The sequence below is a fragment of the Paraglaciecola sp. genome, assembly GCF_030730205.1.
Lineage (GTDB): Bacteria > Pseudomonadota > Gammaproteobacteria > Enterobacterales > Alteromonadaceae > Paraglaciecola.
The window spans coordinates 1-19,733 of record NZ_JANQVQ010000296.1 but is presented as its reverse complement, the minus strand read 5'-3'; the positions used below and the strand labels follow the sequence as shown (position 1 = coordinate 19,733).

Annotated in this window: 11 protein-coding genes; 4 read left to right on the top strand and 7 right to left on the bottom strand. The window is 42.7% G+C overall.

All coding sequences use genetic code 11. The features are described 5' to 3' along the window. Positions 1–148: 148 nt before the first annotated feature. Both NWQ57_RS19010 and NWQ57_RS19005 read right to left on the bottom strand, forming a co-directional pair. Positions 149–529: a hypothetical protein gene (locus NWQ57_RS19010; RefSeq protein WP_306023757.1), complete on the bottom strand. Its 381-nt coding sequence runs from the start codon at positions 527–529 to the stop codon at positions 149–151. Between the two features lie 194 nt (positions 530–723). Next, on the bottom strand, positions 724–3,993 hold the full coding sequence (locus NWQ57_RS19005) for a TonB-dependent receptor (protein ID WP_306023756.1): 3,270 nt from the start codon (positions 3,991–3,993) through the stop codon (positions 724–726). A 375-nt stretch (positions 3,994–4,368) separates the two neighbouring features. Between NWQ57_RS19005 and NWQ57_RS19000 the strand changes: the two genes are divergently transcribed. Further along, a complete protein-coding gene (locus tag NWQ57_RS19000) occupies positions 4,369–8,967 on the top strand; it encodes an alpha-1,6-glucosidase domain-containing protein (RefSeq protein WP_306023755.1) in 4,599 nt (1,532 codons plus the stop codon). A gap of 106 nt (positions 8,968–9,073) precedes the next feature. Here the strand turns inward: NWQ57_RS19000 and NWQ57_RS18995 are convergent, their stop codons facing one another. The 3 genes from NWQ57_RS18995 to NWQ57_RS18985 all read right to left on the bottom strand — a co-directional run bounded on the left by NWQ57_RS18995 (position 9,074) and on the right by NWQ57_RS18985 (position 11,971). Further along, positions 9,074–9,760 carry a response regulator transcription factor gene (locus NWQ57_RS18995; protein WP_306023754.1) on the bottom strand — a complete coding sequence of 229 codons (687 nt, stop codon included), beginning with the start codon at positions 9,758–9,760 and terminating at the stop codon, positions 9,074–9,076. Between the two features lie 216 nt (positions 9,761–9,976). Beyond that, a complete protein-coding gene (locus tag NWQ57_RS18990; RefSeq protein WP_306023753.1) occupies positions 9,977–11,293 on the bottom strand; it encodes a HAMP domain-containing sensor histidine kinase in 1,317 nt (438 codons plus the stop codon). After that, positions 11,294–11,971 carry a response regulator transcription factor gene (locus NWQ57_RS18985; protein WP_306023752.1) on the bottom strand — a complete coding sequence of 226 codons (678 nt, stop codon included), beginning with the start codon at positions 11,969–11,971 and terminating at the stop codon, positions 11,294–11,296. A gap of 128 nt (positions 11,972–12,099) precedes the next feature. On the opposite strand from NWQ57_RS18985, the gene NWQ57_RS18980 reads away from it, so the two are divergent. Further along, the gene (locus tag NWQ57_RS18980) at positions 12,100–12,663 is read left to right on the top strand and encodes a hypothetical protein (protein ID WP_306023751.1); all 564 of its coding nucleotides are present in this window, start codon (positions 12,100–12,102) and stop codon (positions 12,661–12,663) included. 94 nt (positions 12,664–12,757) lie between these two features. Here NWQ57_RS18980 and NWQ57_RS18975 read toward each other — a convergent pair whose 3' ends face one another. Then, positions 12,758–15,502 carry a TonB-dependent receptor gene (locus NWQ57_RS18975; protein WP_306023750.1) on the bottom strand — a complete coding sequence of 915 codons (2,745 nt, stop codon included), beginning with the start codon at positions 15,500–15,502 and terminating at the stop codon, positions 12,758–12,760. Between the two features lie 194 nt (positions 15,503–15,696). Next, positions 15,697–17,559: a glycoside hydrolase family 13 protein gene (locus tag NWQ57_RS18970; protein ID WP_306023749.1), complete on the bottom strand. Its 1,863-nt coding sequence runs from the start codon at positions 17,557–17,559 to the stop codon at positions 15,697–15,699. A gap of 141 nt (positions 17,560–17,700) precedes the next feature. Here NWQ57_RS18970 and NWQ57_RS18965 point away from each other — a divergent pair, with 141 nt between their 5' ends. Next, positions 17,701–19,188, top strand: coding sequence for a tryptophan halogenase family protein (locus NWQ57_RS18965; RefSeq protein WP_306023748.1), 1,488 nt, complete (start codon positions 17,701–17,703; stop codon positions 19,186–19,188). Continuing rightward, positions 19,185–19,523 (top strand): hypothetical protein, encoded by a 339-nt coding sequence (locus NWQ57_RS18960; protein ID WP_306023747.1) that lies wholly within the window; start codon positions 19,185–19,187, stop codon positions 19,521–19,523. Before NWQ57_RS18965 ends, NWQ57_RS18960 begins: the two co-directional genes overlap by 4 nt. The last annotated feature ends 210 nt before the right edge of the window (positions 19,524–19,733 follow it).

The following is a 19,733-nucleotide window of genomic DNA, read 5'->3' as shown; positions in this document are numbered from 1 at the left end:
GCTCCATTACAGACTTCGGACTACAGAAAAATTAGAATAATTTATTAGCTAGCAGCCCACTCATTAGGTAAATTTAAATGTAAATAAGATAGGCGGTGTGCTGATCAATGCAGCTTGGTTTTCAGAGTTCATTTGGTTGTGGCTACGCTTAAGATAAATTGCTGATTGGTTGTTCAATCAGCCATTGTTTTGCCTCTTCTTTTTCAAAAAAAATTTTTGAAGCGCTCTTAAGTTGATGTTCTGCAATAAAGTGTTGCAAGCTAGTACAAATTACCACAGCCATTTTTTCGCAGCCCTGCTCTGTGCACCATACATTTATCTCGTTGAGTAATTTTAATGTTGAAGGTGACCCTAAGGTTTCTTTGTCACAAATGCTAAGTTTCTGCCACCTGTCTAATTTTTTATTCAAAACAGCTTTTTTAATATTCTCAAAGACATGATACATGCCTTCTTCATTAAAGGGCCCACGAGCTTCGACTATTAAAATACTTTCTTCCCAGAGAAGTGTCGCTTCACCATGATGTTGCATCAATAATCCAAGGCTAATACTATTAATTTTTAATTATAGGCTCTTAACTAAAGAATCACACCGAGTATTCAACTGAAAACACTGGAACAATCAGTTGGCGATGACCTTATCTTATCCTTCTATGCAGCAAATTCTAACTAGAAAAAAGCAGCAATAAACTGCTGCTTAAGTAATTTTTGCTACAGGTTTTAAGACTAAAAGGTGTAATCAATACCCATGAAGTAGTTGCGTCCAAAATACTGGATATTACCGGTTTTTGATTGATCACCGTAATAAGAGCGACTGGCTTCATCGGTTAAATTATTAACAGAAATGAGTACATTTAAATTATCGGTAATATCATATGAAGCCTGATAATCAACGATCATTTCGTCAGTTACAAAGGCTTTATTGCTGCTCGAGCCACTCACGCTACCCAAATAAGAAGAGCGATAGCGCGCACTTATTCTGGTATCAAACTTTTTATAATCATAAAAAAGGGTGGTGGCATACACTCGTGGTGAAAGTCCTTCGAGTGGTACATTCACATTACCACGGCCATTACCAATATCTAAATCACGGGTGATTTCACTTTGGGTATAGGAAAAACTACCGGTGAAACCAAGGCCAGACCATGCACCAGGCAACATAGAGAATACCTGAGTGTAACCAATCTCAGCCCCACGAATGTAACCGCCTTTGTCATTATTTACCGTCATACTCACATCACCTGGTTCAACGGGGCGACCGTTATCTGAAAACTCAGGGATGGAGATATTGTTAGCGGCAAAGTTATAATTTTCGATGATAATAGTTTCTTTAAACGACTCTATATCTTTGTTGAATAAGGCTACAAAGACATTACCCGCCGTTTCACTGAAATAATATTCATAAGACAAATCGAACTGGGTGGCTAAAAACGGTTCGATAAAAGGACTGGTGCTGATGTCCATATTTACCACGTCTTTACCATCGCGCGGACGATCATATTGATACCAAAAGTTTCCACTGACAGCCATGTCGGCCATAACGGGACGAGCCATTACTTTGGCTGCGGCAAATTTGAGGTACTGATTTTCAGTAATACCAAAAGTTAAGTTAACTGAGGGCAGGACATTAGTATAAGAATGTTCGAGAGTACGATACAGGTTATCAGTATTCGAAAAACCTAAATCATCAAATATTTCATCACCTGTACCGACAACTTCGAGCACGATATCACCAAAACGGTCGAGCACTGGCTGGCCATTATCATCCAACTTGGTGCGACGTGAAGTAGGTGCAGCAGTGATGCCGTTTGCGGTTTGTTTGGTGTTAATAAAACGTACACCCACGTTACCGGTAATGGGATGGCCAGCCAGCTCAAGATCGAGATTAACCAGCAAATAGGCTGCTTTTACATCTTCCTGGATATGTCGGTCAGCACCGACTGTCCAGGCAGCACCTTCCCAAATATCAACACCGTCGGTGGCAAGAGGATTGCCATCTGCGTCAAGTGCCCACTTGCCACTAATGTCGCTGGTATCTATAGATAAAAAACCGGGTAAGGAAGAAAATTCGCCGCCCAATTGCACCACTTCAACTTCGCCTGATGACAAAGCATAAGGCTGAAAACGCGCGACTTCGACGCCATTGGCGTATTCAATGTAGCTGCCCAAACGCATATCGTTTTCGGTGCGGTAATTTAAATGCTGGCCATTTTCAAAATGGCCTGGCCCGCCGTAGGACCACATGGATCGGAGGTTAGTATGCTTGCGTTTGGAGACACGAATACCCGCTTCCACTGAGCTAAAAAAATCCGATTCAAGTCGATAATCAAAGTCTATTTTTAAGGCATCGGCTTGGTTTTCTTCATACCACGGAAACTTGGTATTGTTGACCACCATCATCTTATCAAGATCAGTAAAATCAACAGTTTCCCCCGCTTCATTAGTAATGCTTAGTTGCGGTACTTTTAAGCCGTCCATTTGATAACTTAAAACTAAGTCCGTCTCAACTTTTGGGGTGGCAGCATGGGCATCATCAAACATCATTAAACTCATCTCCTGATCGATGAATTCTTCTGAGGCTTTAGAGTGAGAGACATCCACTGAGACCGATAAGGCGTCAAAGTGCCAGGTCGCGTTTAAACCTGCGGTAAAAGTGTCGCTAAAATGGCTACTGTTATCCGCCGAGGTACGAATGTTAAGGGGGTTTACCCCAAAAAAGCGATTATCTCTGACACAGGGCACCACCACTTTACCCGGAGTGAGTTCGTTACACGTTCCCGGCTCATAAGTGGCAAAAGGACTGTAATAGGCATTGTGATATTCACCGCCAATTATGGAATAGCCGCTGTCGTCATCACCCACCACCACAGGGTTAAGTAAATCCACTGAATTTAAATGATCCGTTGAGCTGATAGATGCAAGCCCATTAACTACCAGACCCTTGTCCCATGTTTTTGAATCAAACTTAGAATAAAAAACGTCGGCCTTTAAGCTGAACCGATCACTGGGTTGCCATACAATCGAACTCATCACGCCATTGCGGGTATCCTCACCACCACGGGTCATCATTTCAAAACCACTGTTATGGGCCACACAATCAACATTTTCATAGCTGGGGCTGGTATTTTCGCCTTCAGCCAAACAGTCATCTAAACCGCCAATGCCATCTAAACGCACACGGTCATAGATAAAGGGGTAACTCAAAAACTGGTTGGATACGGTTGGCGCAAACAGACTGGCAACACCAAAACTTAGCCCTAATGTCTCATCTAAAAATTTACCCTGATACGACAAACTTATCCTGTGGCCAGTTGATGCTGCATCAGGATGTTCATCAGAACGAGAGTTGCCAGTGAGCTGGGCATTGATATGAAACTGTTGGTCATTTTTCATATTTAAGGGGTTTGCAGTACCCAACTCAATCGTACCCGCTACACCGCCCTCAATTAACGAGGCTTTTTGCGATTTGTAAACCATAGCACTGCTGATTAACTCTGATGGAAACTGCGAAAACTCAACCGAACGTCCACCTGAAGACGACACTTGTTCACGGCCATTCATGGTGGCAAATACATAATTGCCGGATAAACCACGAATATTCAACTCGCTCGATTGGCCGCCAGTACGTACCGCCGTAACACCGGGTAAACGGGTTAATGCGTCGGCAATTGATAAGTCAGGTAGCGCGCCTAAGTCATCAGACGTTACTACGTCAACTATGGTGTCTGAGTAACGTTTCACGTCCAATGACTCGATCATACTGCGGCGAAAACCCGTGATATTAATGACTTCCATTTCACTCTCGGCATCAGTATCGGCTTGTGTATCGACGTTGGCCTCACTGTTAATGTTGCTGTCACTGACCACAGCCATTTGGCTTATGCTGGTGGTACTTTTTTTAGTCTCGTCATTAACATCAGCTGCCGATAACGCATTAAAACTCATGCCGGCTAGCATTAAAGACACAGTCAGGTGGTTAAGCTTAAAATTGTGCATGTGAATCATTCCTAAACATCGCTTATCTTGCATTGATTTATGGTGTTTACCCGTCATCTCTAAGAATCTACATACCTTGTTTAACAAGTTTTATATGAACAACTCCAAGTAGCCCTTACATTGCACTTAAATTGGCATAGCTAAATAAGAGCCTAAATAAACGGGTATGTAAGCTACTAATTTGGAGGATAAACAGCGCGCGGTTAAGGAATGGTTAAGGTTAAATATTTGTTAGCTTATCTCGTGCTTATGTTTCAAAGTTATTAATTTTTTTGGCATAAATTTATTGTCTTAACCCTACCTTAACCTTGCAAGCAATAAGTTGTAAGGATGATTAATTTTCCTAGCCTATATAAAGCTGAGTGTGAGATGACAATGAATAAGAATATACGAATAAAAAGTAGAATATTCGTCACTTGTATAATGAGTAGTGCCGTATTGATATTAGGTGGCTGTAATACTTCTAATGAAGAAGGCTTACCAAGCGATATTCAAACCACCATACAAACACCTTTGACTTGTCGTTTTCCCGACACCATCAAGGCTGATAGTTTTGGTGTGCCCATATTAGACGAAAATAACTTAAAAAGTTGCGAAAGGGTTGAACTTGCTTGTGAAAATGCAAGCTATGACGCGGCTTCCCATTCTTGTTTACCTAAAGCTCGTCATCCCTTAGCTCCCCTTGAAGTGGCCGATGCTATTCCGCCCGATGGTGACTGGGCCACTATTTTTTATTGGCGTGATGAATTTGCTGAGCTAGATCCGCAAAAATTAGTCTCTCCCGCTGCAGGCGAAGCAACGTGGGTCGCCCACGCTTGGAACGAAAGTATTTGTAATGCCTATGATCCTGACTATCAAGAGCCCGGGGTACACAATGATTACGACCAGCCAGTGTTTTGGGATACGGTGTGGGGCATAGGTTTAAAACCTGATGGTTTTGATCCCAATTATGGTTTGTATTGGAAATTTAAATTAGTCACCGACGTGGACGACGCGGGTAATGCTCGTCGCACCAATTGTGTTAATTTTATCGTGTATGAGCGCATTGAATCCTTGCGTGGCCACAGTGGTGATATTCAAGGCGCCATTGGTAATGATCCCGCTGTACGTCTGTATAACCCCGACAATATGTTGTATATCCACAACGAACTGACCACGCCTTTAACCGGGGCCAGTATTAATCCTTATTATACTCCGCCCGGCGAAGTGGCCACCAGCGTACGTAAGGTCGATGCTAAACCTTATGCACATTGGATAGATCAGAGCACAATCGTGCTAGATGATGCCTTGATGACCAACACCGATGGTTTAATTATTAACAGCATTCGACTCTATCATGGCGCGGGTGATATGCGCTTTTTCCCAGACGAAGGCTATCGTGGTGTGGATTATGTCGAATTTAGCCGCAACGTCTCCGGCTTAAATCCTGAACAAAGCGCATCGGCCCATGCCGCTAAAGGCTTTTCGGCTTTTAGTAGTAATGCAGAAATACCCGCTGAATTAGCAAAAACCATGTTGCAAGGCTCCCTAGCCGTAGTGGCTTATAATAGCGATGGTGAAATGGTCGCCGCCACTGGCGTGCAGCAAGCCCGTGTTATTGATGCCCTGTATACTCAAGGTGAAAACGATGCAAATGAAGCAGACTTGGGGGTTATTTATCAAAACGGCATGATCAAAAATGTGCTGTGGGCTCCTACCGCCGAAAAAGTCAGCGTAAAACTCTATGACGCTGCTGACGTAAATGGGGTATATGCCCTGTTAAGCACCGAAGAAATGAGCTTTGATAGCAATACGGGTACTTGGAATTATGAAGCACCAGAAGCAGACTTAGACCAAAAATTATTTAAATATGAAGTGCAGGTCTTCCATTATCAAACGGGTAAATTCGAAACCCTTGAGGTGGTCGATCCTTATTCGGTGAGTGTCACTACCGATACCCAATATTCAAGATACGTAAATTTAGATGATGCCAGCTTAAAACCTGCTGATTGGGCGCCAATGGTAAGTGGCAATAATAGCCAACCCGAAGACTATGTGATTTATGCAGGTCATATTCGTGATTTTAGTGTATTGGATGAGTCAACTACCCCAGAGCATCGTGGTAAGTTTTTAGCCTTTACCGATGCCACCAGTGCACCGGTTCAACATCTACAAGCCTTAGCTGAAGCCGGTGTGACTCACGTACAATTAATGCCCATTAACGATAATGCGATTTTGCCAGAAAGACCCAGCGCAGCCGTTAATCTTGGTAACACGGTAGACGAATTATGCAATAAGAGCCCAGGCGCCGTTATTTGCCAAACCTATGGTGATGACAGTTCTGAGGTGATAGGCGACATATTGGCAGGTTTAGATGCTTACTCTCCTGAGTCGCGTCAAATTCTAGCTGAACTGGCGAATATCGATTCTTACGATTGGGGTTATAACGCTTATTTGTTTAATACCGCAGAAGGTAGCTACGCCACTAAGCCAGAAGATACCTCGCGCATCTCAGAGCTGCGCGCCATGGTACAAGCCTTACATAACCAAGGTTTAAAGGTGGCACTGGATGTTGATTTTAGCCACACCAATGGCTCTGGTTTGTCTGAAACCTCAGTATTAGACCAAGTGGTTCCGGGCTATTTTCAGCGCAGAGATGCCTCAACAGGGCGGGTATTAGATAGTTCGTGCTGCGAAGATACCGCCCCTGAAAACGCCATGATGACAAAATTAATCACCGATACTTTAGTCACCTATAGCCAACAATTTAATATTGATGCATTTCATATAACCGCAATTAATAACTTGCCACGAGATAATTTGTTGGCCATCAGAGACGCAGTGCAACAGCTTAATAGTGATACCTATTTTTATGGTACGCAGTGGCAAACCGCCATCGACTTTTTCACCCCAGCCAATGCGGCTAACCTAACATCAACCCAAGTGGGGACTGTCAGCAATACTATGCGTGATGCACTGAGCAGTGCCGCCTTTTTTAATTCATCGCAGTTTATTGATGACCTAGATAAGCTGCGTATCTCCATGGTGGCGGGCATTGCAAACTATGCTTTACAAGATCAAATGGGCAATATTACGCAAGCCAAAGATTTTGCTTTTGGCAGTGTTACACAAGATCCGGCCGAGGTAATCAATTCGGTGGCCAGCCCAGATACGGAAACTCTGTTTGATGCCATGCAATACAACTTGCCAAGTACATTTTTACCAGAACAGCGTGTTCGTGCTCAGCAGGTTTCTTTATCCATACCATTATTAAGTCAGGGTATTCCAGCAATCCAAATGGGCAGTGATTTATTGCGCTCAAAATCGATGTCAAATAACAGTAAAAGTGACGGTGATTGGATTAACCGCGTTGATTTCACTCAGCAATCTAATAACTGGAACGTAGCCCTACCCACTTCATTGCGCGATGCAGACAAAGCCCAGCAACTATTGATGGACTCGGCTATTCAAGTTTACCCAGACAACATTGCCAGCAGTGCGGAATTGTTCAAAGAGTTTTTACAAATACGTCGTAGCAGCCCGTTATTTAGATTACACACCGGCGATGACATCATTGATCGCGTGGGTTTTCACAATACTGGCCAAGACAAATTGCACAATATGCTGGTGATGAGTATTGATGATGGTGCCGGTTGTATTAACAGCAAGCTAAACTATCAAGGTAGCTGTGATGCCGACGAGCAACGCCCTGACTTAGATCCCAATATTGACGCAGTATTAGTTGTGGTGAATGGAGCTCAAGCACAGCAGTCATTTAGTATGACCAATATTACTGGTTTTGAATTACATAGCACTCAACAAAGTTCTTATGATGCCGCTACTCGCTCGGCCTATTACGAAGCTACCAATTTTGGTGGTCGTTTTGTGGTTCCAGCCTTAACTACAGCGGTTTTTGTTAAACCTCAGTTAGCTGCACAAGGCCAAGGCATCAATGCCTATGCCAGCGTGGGTCAACCTGCTGTCACACCCTATAACAATCAAACAATTTATTTGCACACTGACCGTGGTGACGGTGCTGATGCGCTGGCATTTGAATATTTAGGTGACGGTATATACGAAGTAAGTGTATCGCTCACCAGCGGCAGTTATGACTTTACTATTGGCGACCTTGATCAGAATGATTTTAATGTGGGTGGTGGCAATACTATTGAGCTCGATACTGAGCAGGTAATAGGTCAATCAAGTATGGCCAATACCATAGAAATAAGCGCCAGCGGGACCTACACATTTACATTAAATGCGCTAACACCTGACATGCCATCCTTAGTGGTCAAAGGTGGTTCATTACTGCCCACTTACGGCAGTACCGAATTACTGATACGGGGTGATTTTAATGGTTGGTCAGAAGGCAACCCTATGATTTATGTGGGCAACAATACCTACGTTGGTACTGCAAACATCACTGAAACGGGTAACTTCTATTTCAAATTTGCTAACGCGGCATGGAACTTTAGAATTGGCGCTGAAGGCATTACCGGCCTTAATGTACCAACACCAATGAGCATATTAACCGATGCCTACGATCCTGCGCCCACCTTGCAAATTACCCAAACTGGCTTGTATTTGTTTACCATCAATGCCAGTAACCCAGAAGCACCTGTTATTACTATTAGTCATGACGTGGCACCCTATGCAGGAATACCATTGTACTTAAGAGGCTTTGACTCGGTGTGGGATGCCACACGGCCTCTGGTTTATTTTGGTGACGGTTATTACGGCATTGATATTCTGGCTAGCCAGAACGAAGATTTGAGTTTTAATAAATATTTCAAAATCGCCTCAGAAGCGTGGAGTAATCCCAACTCTGGAGGCGCCAGTGTCATATTAGATGGCGGTTTTGTGCCCACACAAACCGTAGACGATGCCATTACCTTGGATCTTGCAGCTGAAACTCAACTACGTATTATTTACCACGTCATTGATGATGTCAGTAATCAAGGAGAAATAGCCGTACAAGCTGTGGTTACCGAGTAAAACTCAGTCTCAAGGTCTTATTAAAAACCAAGGGCGGCGCTGTTAAGGGCCGCCCTTTTTAGTTATTTTGCTCACGCGTTCGAGCGATTAACCAATCATGCTGTAATTATGCCTGAGTGGCGGCTCTGAGCTCAAAACCAAAGCCATTAATAATATGCAATATTGGGCTGGCAAAAGGTTTGTCGAGGTTTTGCCGTAAAGAATGAATATGGACTTTTAGACTATTACTATCAGGCAGTTCATCACCCCAAATGGCAAATTCGATATCGCTTTTTTTCACCGGATTGGGATAAGCGCGGACTAAGGTTTCTAATATTTTCCAACTGGATGGTGGCAAGTTTAATTTTACGTTATCCCGAAAAGCCAAATGTTTATCTATATTAAGTTCTAATTTTAACTCTTCAATTTTGAGTAATTTCATATTACCGCTGCGACGTTTGGCTAATGAACATACACGGGCCAGCAGTTCTTTCATTTCAAAGGGTTTAGTTAAATAATCATCAGCGCCACAGTTAAAACCCGTCAACTTATCATCAATCTCGCTTAATGCGGTTAACATAATAAGTGGCGTATCGCAGCCTTGTTCACGTATTTTTGAACAAAAGGTATAACCGTCCATGTTAGGCATGTTTACATCACTAATAATCACGTCGTATTGGTTATCCTTAAGTAGGTTAAGGGCCAATTTGCCATTACTGCAATAATCGCAGGTAATTTTGTTTAGCTCTAAATAGTGAATGATGGAGGTAGCGAGGTTGTTATCATCTTCTACAAAAAGGAGACGTAAATTCATAAATTAAACTCTTGGGATGTCGAATTTCATATCGGTGCTTAACTCAATATTACCGTCATATTTTATCAACTTGAATTTAAGCTTGGTCATCTGGATTAAGATATACAATACATTTAAACAAGGCAATATAGGCGACTAATTGAGTTATTTATTCAGCTAATGGCTACATGACTAGCTTTTTTATTCTAGCAAATATTAACTGTCATGATTTGTCTTTTATTTAAGTGTGCTAGACAAAGTTAACATCACCTTAGGAAAGATTAGTTCTACCAACCTGCCATTGGCTAGTTCATCCACTCGATAAGTGATACCCAATTTTTCGCTTATACGTTCTACCAGGATCAAACCAATGCCAAAACCATCGCGGTTTACTTTTGTGCTCGTAAGACTCGAATTGGTATTAACTATGGTTAGACTACCAGCAGAAATGGCCAAGTAAACTAAACCCGAACTGGTATTTTGAAAGGCATTTCTAACCAGATTGTTCAGCATGATTTGTAACAATACCCGATTACTGTTGAGGCAGATGTTTTCGCCGGTTTTTACTACGTTGACTTCTTTAGGTTCCAGTACCATGGCATTTTCTGCCAGCGCTTTGTCAATAATTTCGATGATATTGAATTGGCTATGGGCCAATTCTGCTTCACTTTCTTTGCTGAGCCATAATAGGGCTTCGGTCTGGTATTTCATGTCTTCTACGGCAACAAACATGCGGCCAAGTACCTTCTTTTCATCCGCCGACAAGTCTTGCATGATCAGTTCGAGCAATTCCATGTTGGCCGACAAGGTTGCCAGTTGCCCGCGTAATTCATGAGAACTAAAACGAGCAAAGGAATATTCTTTTTCTAGAATATTTCCAAAGGCCGTCAAACTGGCATTCATGGTATGCGTCAGATAATTCAAACTTTTGTCTTGCACCTTAGGTGGGGGAGCCATACGGTTTTTGGGAAGTTCATCAGCCCATAACGCAAGCTCATTCACAAGTCGTCCTACTTTATTGATTTGAATAAGCTGAAAGACAAATAACATGCTTACCAGCACTACGGCAACAAACACCGCTGGCTGAAGTTTGTCTTTTAAGTGGGTGTTGAGATCCTCGTCAAGCATTTCAGGCGTTAGTGAAAAATACGTGTAGATTAGCTTGCCATCCAATTCAAAGGGATAAACTAGGACAAAGTCAGAAATAGAAAATAGTCCACGGAATTGGGTAATAAATAAACTAATTTTACCTATTTGGCTTGGCGTAAATTTAGGTGAAAAATCAATGAGCCGGCTTAGCTCGTCAAGTCCAGTCACTAGGCGCATTTTTTTATCGCCAATAACCTTAGCCTGTTCAGACAAATACCAGTCTTTATTGGTCTTTACACGGGTAACAACTCGCTCAGTAAAGTCAGATAAAAAGCGACTTTTTTGCTGTATAAGACTGTGGTGATAACTCACCGTTGAATAGATGAAATAAGCAAAGATGAACAGCATCACGCCGCACGTTAGTGCAATAGTCTGTCTAAAGTGCTTGAAACTGAAAGAATCCATTTATGCCTGACGTAACTGAAATCCAAAGCCATTGCGGGCTTGCAATATATTGTGAGAAAAAGGCTTATCTAATTTATTTCTAAGCCTGTGCACGTGGACTTTTAAGGCATTACTATCGGGCAGTTGCTCTCCCCAAACGGCAAATTCCAGCTCATTTTTACTGACTGCATCAGGATAAGCCCGGGTCAGTTTTTCCAATATGGTCCAGCTAGAGGGGCTAAGATTTAGTTCGATATTTTCACGAAAGGCGCGATGTTCATTAAGCTGTAATTCCAGTTTTAGTTCATCGATGCGTAAACGCTTGGATTTACCACTCGAACGAAATGCCAAAGCATTAATGCGAGCAGTAAGTTCTCTTAGTTGAAATGGTTTAGTTAAATAGTCGTCGGCACCACTCGCAAAACCTTGAAGTTTGTCTTCAATGTCGTCATTGGCCGTCAGTAAAAGAATCGGTAGTTCACAGCCTAATTCGCGCAGAGCCTTGCATAGGCTTAATCCGTCCATTACTGGCATATTGACGTCGCTGACAATAACGTCATAAACATTGGCAGCCACCAAAGCGATAGCTTGGCGACCATCACAACAATAGTCACAATAAGTATCGTTGAGTTCGAGAAAGTGCATAACCGACTCAGCTAACTTACGATCATCTTCAATTAAAAGTACGCGTTTTTTCATTTTGGCATCGGGCCTTATTTACTTTTTTATAAGCACTGCTTGCATGCTGCAATCGTATTCAATTTCAATCGAGCGCCACATTATTGTATGGTAAATAAAGTTAAAATCCGGTTAACGTTTTGTTGGTTATGAAACTATTTTTACAATCAAAAACCTCATTATTGTTGAGTTTCGGTTTGCTACTGTTGTGTTTGGCATATTGGCTTACTTCATCTGCTTGGCAGCATATTTGGCAAATCAAACCCACTAGTCCTGTACAGAGTTCGCTTGATCAATTTCAGCAAACAAGGGGATTCAGGCTTGGTTACGACTTATATTTACCCAATTCTTTTGGCAGTTGGACACCTAATGTTGACAATCGTATGCAATTTAATGCCCAGTCTAATACTTACCAAATCTCCAATATCGATATCAGCACAGCGCAAATTGATGATTGGGGAGCGCGCTTTAAAATCGCCAGCATCGATTGGGAAAATGAGTTTGGTTTAGCGCCTTCTCAAGTAACCAATGAACAATCAAAGTTTGGTATTAGCCAAGAAGGAAGCATTTTGCATTTGCGCCATTATGTCGATTCTCGCGATATGTATTTTGAACTACCAAATGAAAGCAAGGCTCGTTATATCAATGTTAAAGTTAAAATAACATCGGAACAGTTTCACCCTACAGCCCTGATGTATATTGAATATCACTAAGAAAGGTTGGCAGAAAGTAAACCTTATTATTCGAAATAATCCATTTACCAATAAATAAACCGGCTTGTGTAATACAAGCCGGTTTTAGCTTTTTTTAGAAGCGGTAACTGGCGGCCAACAAATAGTTGGTGCCATACACCTGATAATCTCTAACTAAACGAGGATCACCACTGGCAAAGGCCGAAAATGATTCGTCGGTAAGATTATAAATTTGCAAGGATACCGACAAACCATGTAACTCAGTGAAATCCGATTCTGAGAAATCATAACCGATTTGTGCATCAATCACTTCACTGCCGGCAATCACAACGGGATCGGCGTTGTAACCCAACTCAGCAGGGAAATCATCACGTTTTCTGACACTGGCTCTTAACTGCCAGCCATTTTTTTCATAAAAAGCGGTGAGGTTGTAAACCGAGTCAGACAAGCCAGGAATATTAGCTTGATTACCTTCAACTTCCACACTGGAGTCTACAAAAGACGCACTGGCAATTAATCCAAAGCCATCAAGGTAGTCAGAGATTAATCTGCCAGGTAGTGAGAGGGTGATTTCTTGTCCATTTAACGAACCACCTTCGGCATTTTCCCATTGCCAGTAATAACCTTGGTTAAACAGCGCAACTTGATTATTAGGCGGAGTAATTTGCGAGAAATCATAATCAGTACGGCTACTGATCTGCCACGATTTTAGATCTTTATAAAACGCTGCAAGAGCAATATAACCATCTTCCGCAAAATAATATTCGTAAGATAAATCATAGGTGTTGGCTATTTGTGGCCGCAACTTAGGATTACCACCGTTGGCACTCCAAGGTGATACTTCAATGGTAGCGTCGTCGGTATTGAGTACTTCGTTAAAGCCATAACTCAGACTGGCATTCATCCTATCCATACGCGAACGTGACAGGGTTTTTGCGGCAGCAAAGCGCAGATAATGGTTTTCATATAAGTTAAGGCTGAGGTTTAAAGCCGGCAAATACTCGGTATAGCTATCACCATCACTGACGGGAGTAATAACAACCAAACCTGCACTATCATTAGTGGCAGCATTACCATCAGATGATTGTTTGGTATGTACGACTTGCATGCCTAGATTACCATTAAGGTAAATGTCATCGGCAAGCTCACCTTCAAAATCTGCTTGCACATAGCCGGTTAATACTTCTTCACTGACCACCCACGAATTGGTGGCACGAAATGTCGCAGTAAGATCTTCTTTGGTTTCGATGTAATTGCCATCTTGGTAAAAACGGAAAGCGTCATAGGCCAACATATTTCCCATGCCGATAAAATCCAAAGATACTGGTGATAAGCGATATTTTTCCGGCACTGGCTGCATATTGGGGTAACTGGGCAAGGTCAAAAAAGTACCTGAATCGACTTTGCTTTTTTCGCGGTCGCTGTAATACAAACCGCCAGTTACTTGGGTTATCCAACTATCTACTACGTGGCGTACTTCAAATTTGGCGGTGGTCAAAGTATCGTTTAGATCCACAGTGGAAATAAAACCATCCTGATCATCTGCAGCGGCATATAAGGTATTACCACCACCCCAACTTAGCGCGCCACCCATCTGGTATAAAGCCGGATCGCTGTAGTCGTGCATAGGATTAAAGGTCACACCATAGTTACCTTTATTCATGCTAAAACCGATATCATCAGCTGTACCTACGCCGTCACCACGACCAGTGCCTGCATAGGATTCCATTAACCATGAATCTCGCTCTACATCTGAACGGCTCAGATCAAACTCAACTTTAGTGCTGTCGGTCAGCGCGTACTCAAGATTAAAACCCATGGCCATAAAATCAGCTTCACCGAGACTGTAATCATTGCGCATCACAGAGCGCACGCCACGAATAATGCCTTCAGTAACAAAACCATCCTCTACTACCAGCGATTCCACGGATGCAACGTCTGCGCCCCACACTGAAGGAATTTCAATACCGCGTAAAATACTTTCGTCCGAATAGTCGATGTATAACGCATCTGCTGTTATTTCCAGCTTACTGTTGGGTTGATACTGACCTACAATCATCACAGTATCGCGTTTTTGAGTGGATGAACGCACGTATGGTTTAGCGCCACCTAAAATAATATTTCCGTCGGCGTCGCTAGGCCATTCTGTACCACCCCAAGCGTTCCAACGTTCCTCTTGATTGGGTGATGACATACTGTTTACGGATACAGCGATACCAAATGTATCGTCAGCAAACTGATCGATGTAGGTGCCGGATAAACGATGGCCATCGTCTTTGGCATCAGGATTTAACTTACCTAGGCTGTTTTTTTCGTATAAACCACCGACTTGAATTGTTTGTTCGCCATGGGACAGCGGTTTAATGGATTGCAAGTCCACCACGCCCGCAATGCCTTGGGAAGTCAAAATAGATTGGGGTGATTTGTAAACCACTACACCACTCATAATTTCGGCAGGATATAAGTAAAAATCGACACCACGACTGTCGTTTAATGATACCTGTTCACGGCCATTAAAAGTGGTAGTGCTGAAGTCTTCATTTAATCCACGAATAGAGATAGCACTGGCGCGGCCATCAACTCGCCTTGCTGCAAGCCCAGGTAAACGAGCTAGGGTTTCGGCTATGCTGGGATCAGGCAGTTTGCCGATATCTTCAGCAGTAATCGCCTCAACTATTGAACCACTGTCCATTTTAACCGCTTGTGCTTTGATTAAACTGCCGCGAATACCCTTAACGTTGATAACTTCAACGCTATCTTCATTGATTGCAGTATCTTGTTCTTGTGCATAGCTTTGGCTGGTAAAAAAGCCGGCCGTAACAATTGCCAGCGTAAAAGCATTGAGCTTGAAGTTTTTCATGTGTTTTCCTTGTGTCCCATAAAACCTAGTGTTGTTGTTTGAGATACAATCTAGAGAATAGGCAGTTACAAATGGGTTACAGAAACAGCGATATGTTGAATTTTTGTAAATGAGTTGTGTTGTTTGTGGGCTAAAACTAGGGCTAGCAAGGTTTAGCAGTAATAGCCCCAGTGTTGTTATTGTTTTGATTAAGTTTATTGTCCGCTCGACAAATTTAAGATCTCACCTGAACGTGGTTGAAGTTCTATCCTAAATTTTCCATTATTGACTTGGCTAACATCACTGTTTAATAAAGACTGAGCTTGTTGCCAAGTGCCGGCTGGCAAAGTGACGGTTTTTACTTGTTGGGTTTTATTGAGTAAAACCCACACCGTTTCGTCATTGTGCTGACGGGCGAAAGCAAAAATTTCACTGTCATCGTCAGCTAACAAGGTTTGATAGCTACCAATACGGAGCGCGGAGCTGGCTTGGCGAATGGCAATTAGTTGTTGATAATGAGTCAGTAGCGTTTTGTCAGCCGCCACTTTGTCGGCGGGTCGCTTGGACCCATCTGGCATGTACTGCTCATCTTGATACTTAATATCAGACCACAGCATGGGCTTACGATTGCCCGGATCATTTGCGCCCCACATGCCTACTTCATCTCCATAATAAATCATAGGTGCGCCTACATAAGTCATTTGCAGTAATACAAACAGTTTTTGCAACTGACGTTCTTGCTCATTGGGTTTTCTGACCAAATAATTTGGATTTTGAGAAACCTGCGATTGTAAGTGGTAGTTGGGCCAATCTCGAAAGTTCGTTTTTCCTTGATTAACTATGTGGGAGGCCAAGCGATTTGAGTCATGGCTATCAAATAAATTTTGCACCACGTAAGGCACACCCTTTGGATAAATATTACGTAAATACGCCAGTTTTTTATCAAATTCCGTGGCGGTAATAGCAGTCTCTGGCTGATTAAACAAAAACTCAGCAACGGCAAAGGCAAAGTTGTAGTTCATCTCACCATCAAACTCATCACCTAGTAAATAAGGCAACACGTTTTTGGGCGTTTCAACGATTTCCGCGGTCAAATACGCTTGTGGATTTAAGCTTTTTACTAACTTACGCCAGTCTTTCCAAAACGGGTGAGCAATGCAAAATGCCACGTCTAAACGCCAACCATCAATACCAAATTCTTTGCCTTTGCCCATGGGATTCATCCAGCGTTGGGTGGCAGCAAATACATAGTCTCGCGGACCACTCACTAAGCCTGATTCGTCTTCTTTAAATTCAGGCAAAGACTGCACACCAAACCATCCTTTGTATTCAAAACTTGTACCGGCTTTAGCATCATCAAAACTGATGACATCAAACCAGTCTTTAAAAGGGGACGCTTGTTGGCGTTTTTTCAGGTCTACAAAGGCAAAATTAGTGATACCCATGTGGTTAAATACCCCATCAAAGATAATACGTATGCCTTTGGCATGAGCCTCGCTAATTAATTTTAACGCTAGTTTGTCGGCGGCCGTCCACACCCAATTTTGCGGTTTAAGGGGATCTTCAGTGGCAATTAAGGCTAAATCACCTTGTGGATCAGGTCCAAAATAGGGATCAATGTGATGCAAACTGCTACTGTCGTATTTGTGTAATGATGGTGCCTGAAACACTGGATTTAAATAAATCGCGTTAATGCCCAGTTGTTGTAAATAATCTAGTTGATCGATAATTCCCTGTAGGTCGCCACCATAACGACGTCTGAGCATATGTTTCCATAATTCTGGCTCGCCGTTTTGCTGTTCATAATCAAGTCGTTCGTACCAATCACTCCCCCAAGGATGCACTCGCCATGACGTTGCAGGCTCAGCCGGGTCGGCACCGGCAATAGAAGCCATAGTCGGATCATTGCTGGGATCACCGTTACGAAAACGCTCGGGGAATATCTGATACCAAATGGCATGTTTAGCCCATTCAGGCACAAATTCTGCTGACTCGTTAGGCTCTGCAGTGTGTGCCACTGCCTTGGATAAAGACATTAGCAAAACGATAATATAAAGAAAACAAAGGCCTTTTCTCATGGTTTTTCCGTTTTAAAGTAAGTTAACAGTGCAACGTTAACAGCCACGGAGTTACATAAAGGTTAAGCCCGCAATTTATCTTAACCAAAATGTAACCCTACACGGTTTATGTTGGTTGGAAAAAACGATGCGGTACTTTCTATGCAGCAAAGTATGCAAAAAGTGATTATTGTTGGTGGCGGAACAGCCGGTTGGATGAGTGCGGCCTTTCTGGCTAAAGTGTTTGCTGGCCAGTTAGCAATCACTGTCATTGAATCTCCTGATATTCCCACCATTGGTGTCGGTGAAGCCACCATTCCGCCAATTCAACTGTTTAATCAGTTGCTCGGTGTGGACGAAAAATCCTTCATGTCGGCGTGTCACGCTACTTTTAAACTAGGCATTCAGTTCGAAGGCTGGGGTAATAGATCAGAACAATACATGCATGCTTTTGGTCCTTGTGGTGAGCAAATGGGCATGCTGCCTTTTTACCATTATTGGCTTAAAGCCAGGCAACATGGTAGTGAAGCTAGCTTTAATCAGTTTTCTTTAAATTATCATGCCGCGAGTCAGGCACATTTCAGTCATGAGCCGCTGGGCAATCATCAACAACGTTTAATTTATGCTTATCATTTTGATGCTGGAGCTTACGCTCGCCTGCTTAAAGACAAAGCCATTACCATGGGCGTGACTTACCTCAGTGATCACATTGCACAGGTTAGTCTTGATACTCAATCGGGGGAGATAGCAGCACTGCATAGCCGTGAACACGGAAAGTTGACTGCAGACTTGTACCTTGATTGCAGTGGTCAAAGAGCGCTATTGATCGGCGAGGCATTAAAAGTACCTTATGAATCCTGGCAACATTGGTTACCTTGTGATCGGGCGCTAGCGGTACAATTGGCAGAACAATCAGCTTTACCATATACCAGAGCCATCGCCCAGACCGCAGGCTGGCAATGGAAAATCCCCTTACAACATCGTGTTGGTGCAGGTCTGGTCTATTCCTCTGCTCATCAAAACGACGATGCCGCACTAAAGACCTTGTTGGCCAATAACCAAACACCTGCGGTGAGCGAGCCAAAATTAATTCGTTTTACGCCAGGTCGTCGGACTAATAGCTGGGTTAAAAATTGTATTGCCCTAGGTTTGTCAGGGGGATTTTTAGAGCCTCTGGAGTCCACTAGTTTACATATGGTGCAATCGGCTTTAATTCGTTTAGCAACCTTGCTCAGTAACACCAAGCCCAGTAAAAATCAGATAGAACAGTACAATCGTTTAACGCAAATCGAAGCGGAAGATGTAAGGGATTTTATCATTGCCCATTATCACGTGACGGCTAATTCACACAGTGCATTCTGGCAAGATTGCCAAACCATGCATATTCCTCACACTTTACAAGAACGCCTCGAGTTGTTTCGTGTTAGTGCCTATCTGCCGCGTCATACTCAAGCCCTGTTTGATGACAATGCTTGGTCGCAGGTACTACTTGGGCAAGGCCTTATCCCCACTGCACAAAATCTGCAAACCGACAAAGTACCAAATGAAAAACTGCAACTATGGTTAACCCAGTTACAGCAAAAAAATAATCATTTAGCCACAACCTTGCCTCAGCATGAGGCTTATATCAAAAATTACTGCCAAGCATGAAAAAATCAACTGATAATCACGACCAATTGCAAACTCAAGCCTTTGAACTAGTGGTAGAGCAAGGTTTGACCATACGAGAGACGGCCGCCAGACTTAAAGTTTCATCCCGTTGTGTGTATAAACAATTAAATAACCTGCAACAGGTTGAAAATCATTCGGTAGATGTGGCTGAATTTTTGCGCTTAAAAAATGAACTGAATAAAGTAAAAGCAGAACGGGATCTGTTGCAGGATATCTTACTGAAAATTGCCACTCCGGAAGAAATAATCGACAGGCAACGTATAAATTATAAGTTAACAAGCGACGTACTAAAATTTATAAAAAGTCACTCTTAAATATAAAGTACTTAGCTAACAAACGTTTTCGCAGGGGTCTATATTCGTTATATTTAACCACTGTTTTTAAGTGTTTTCGTGACGTGACCGTGACCATCGGTGTTAATCGTTGATAAATGGTCTCGAAGCGAGTTTCTCTGAAAGCCTTTATTTACGCGGGTTTGACGTTTTTCGCCGGGGTAGACCGATTAACACCTTTTCGCAGGGGTA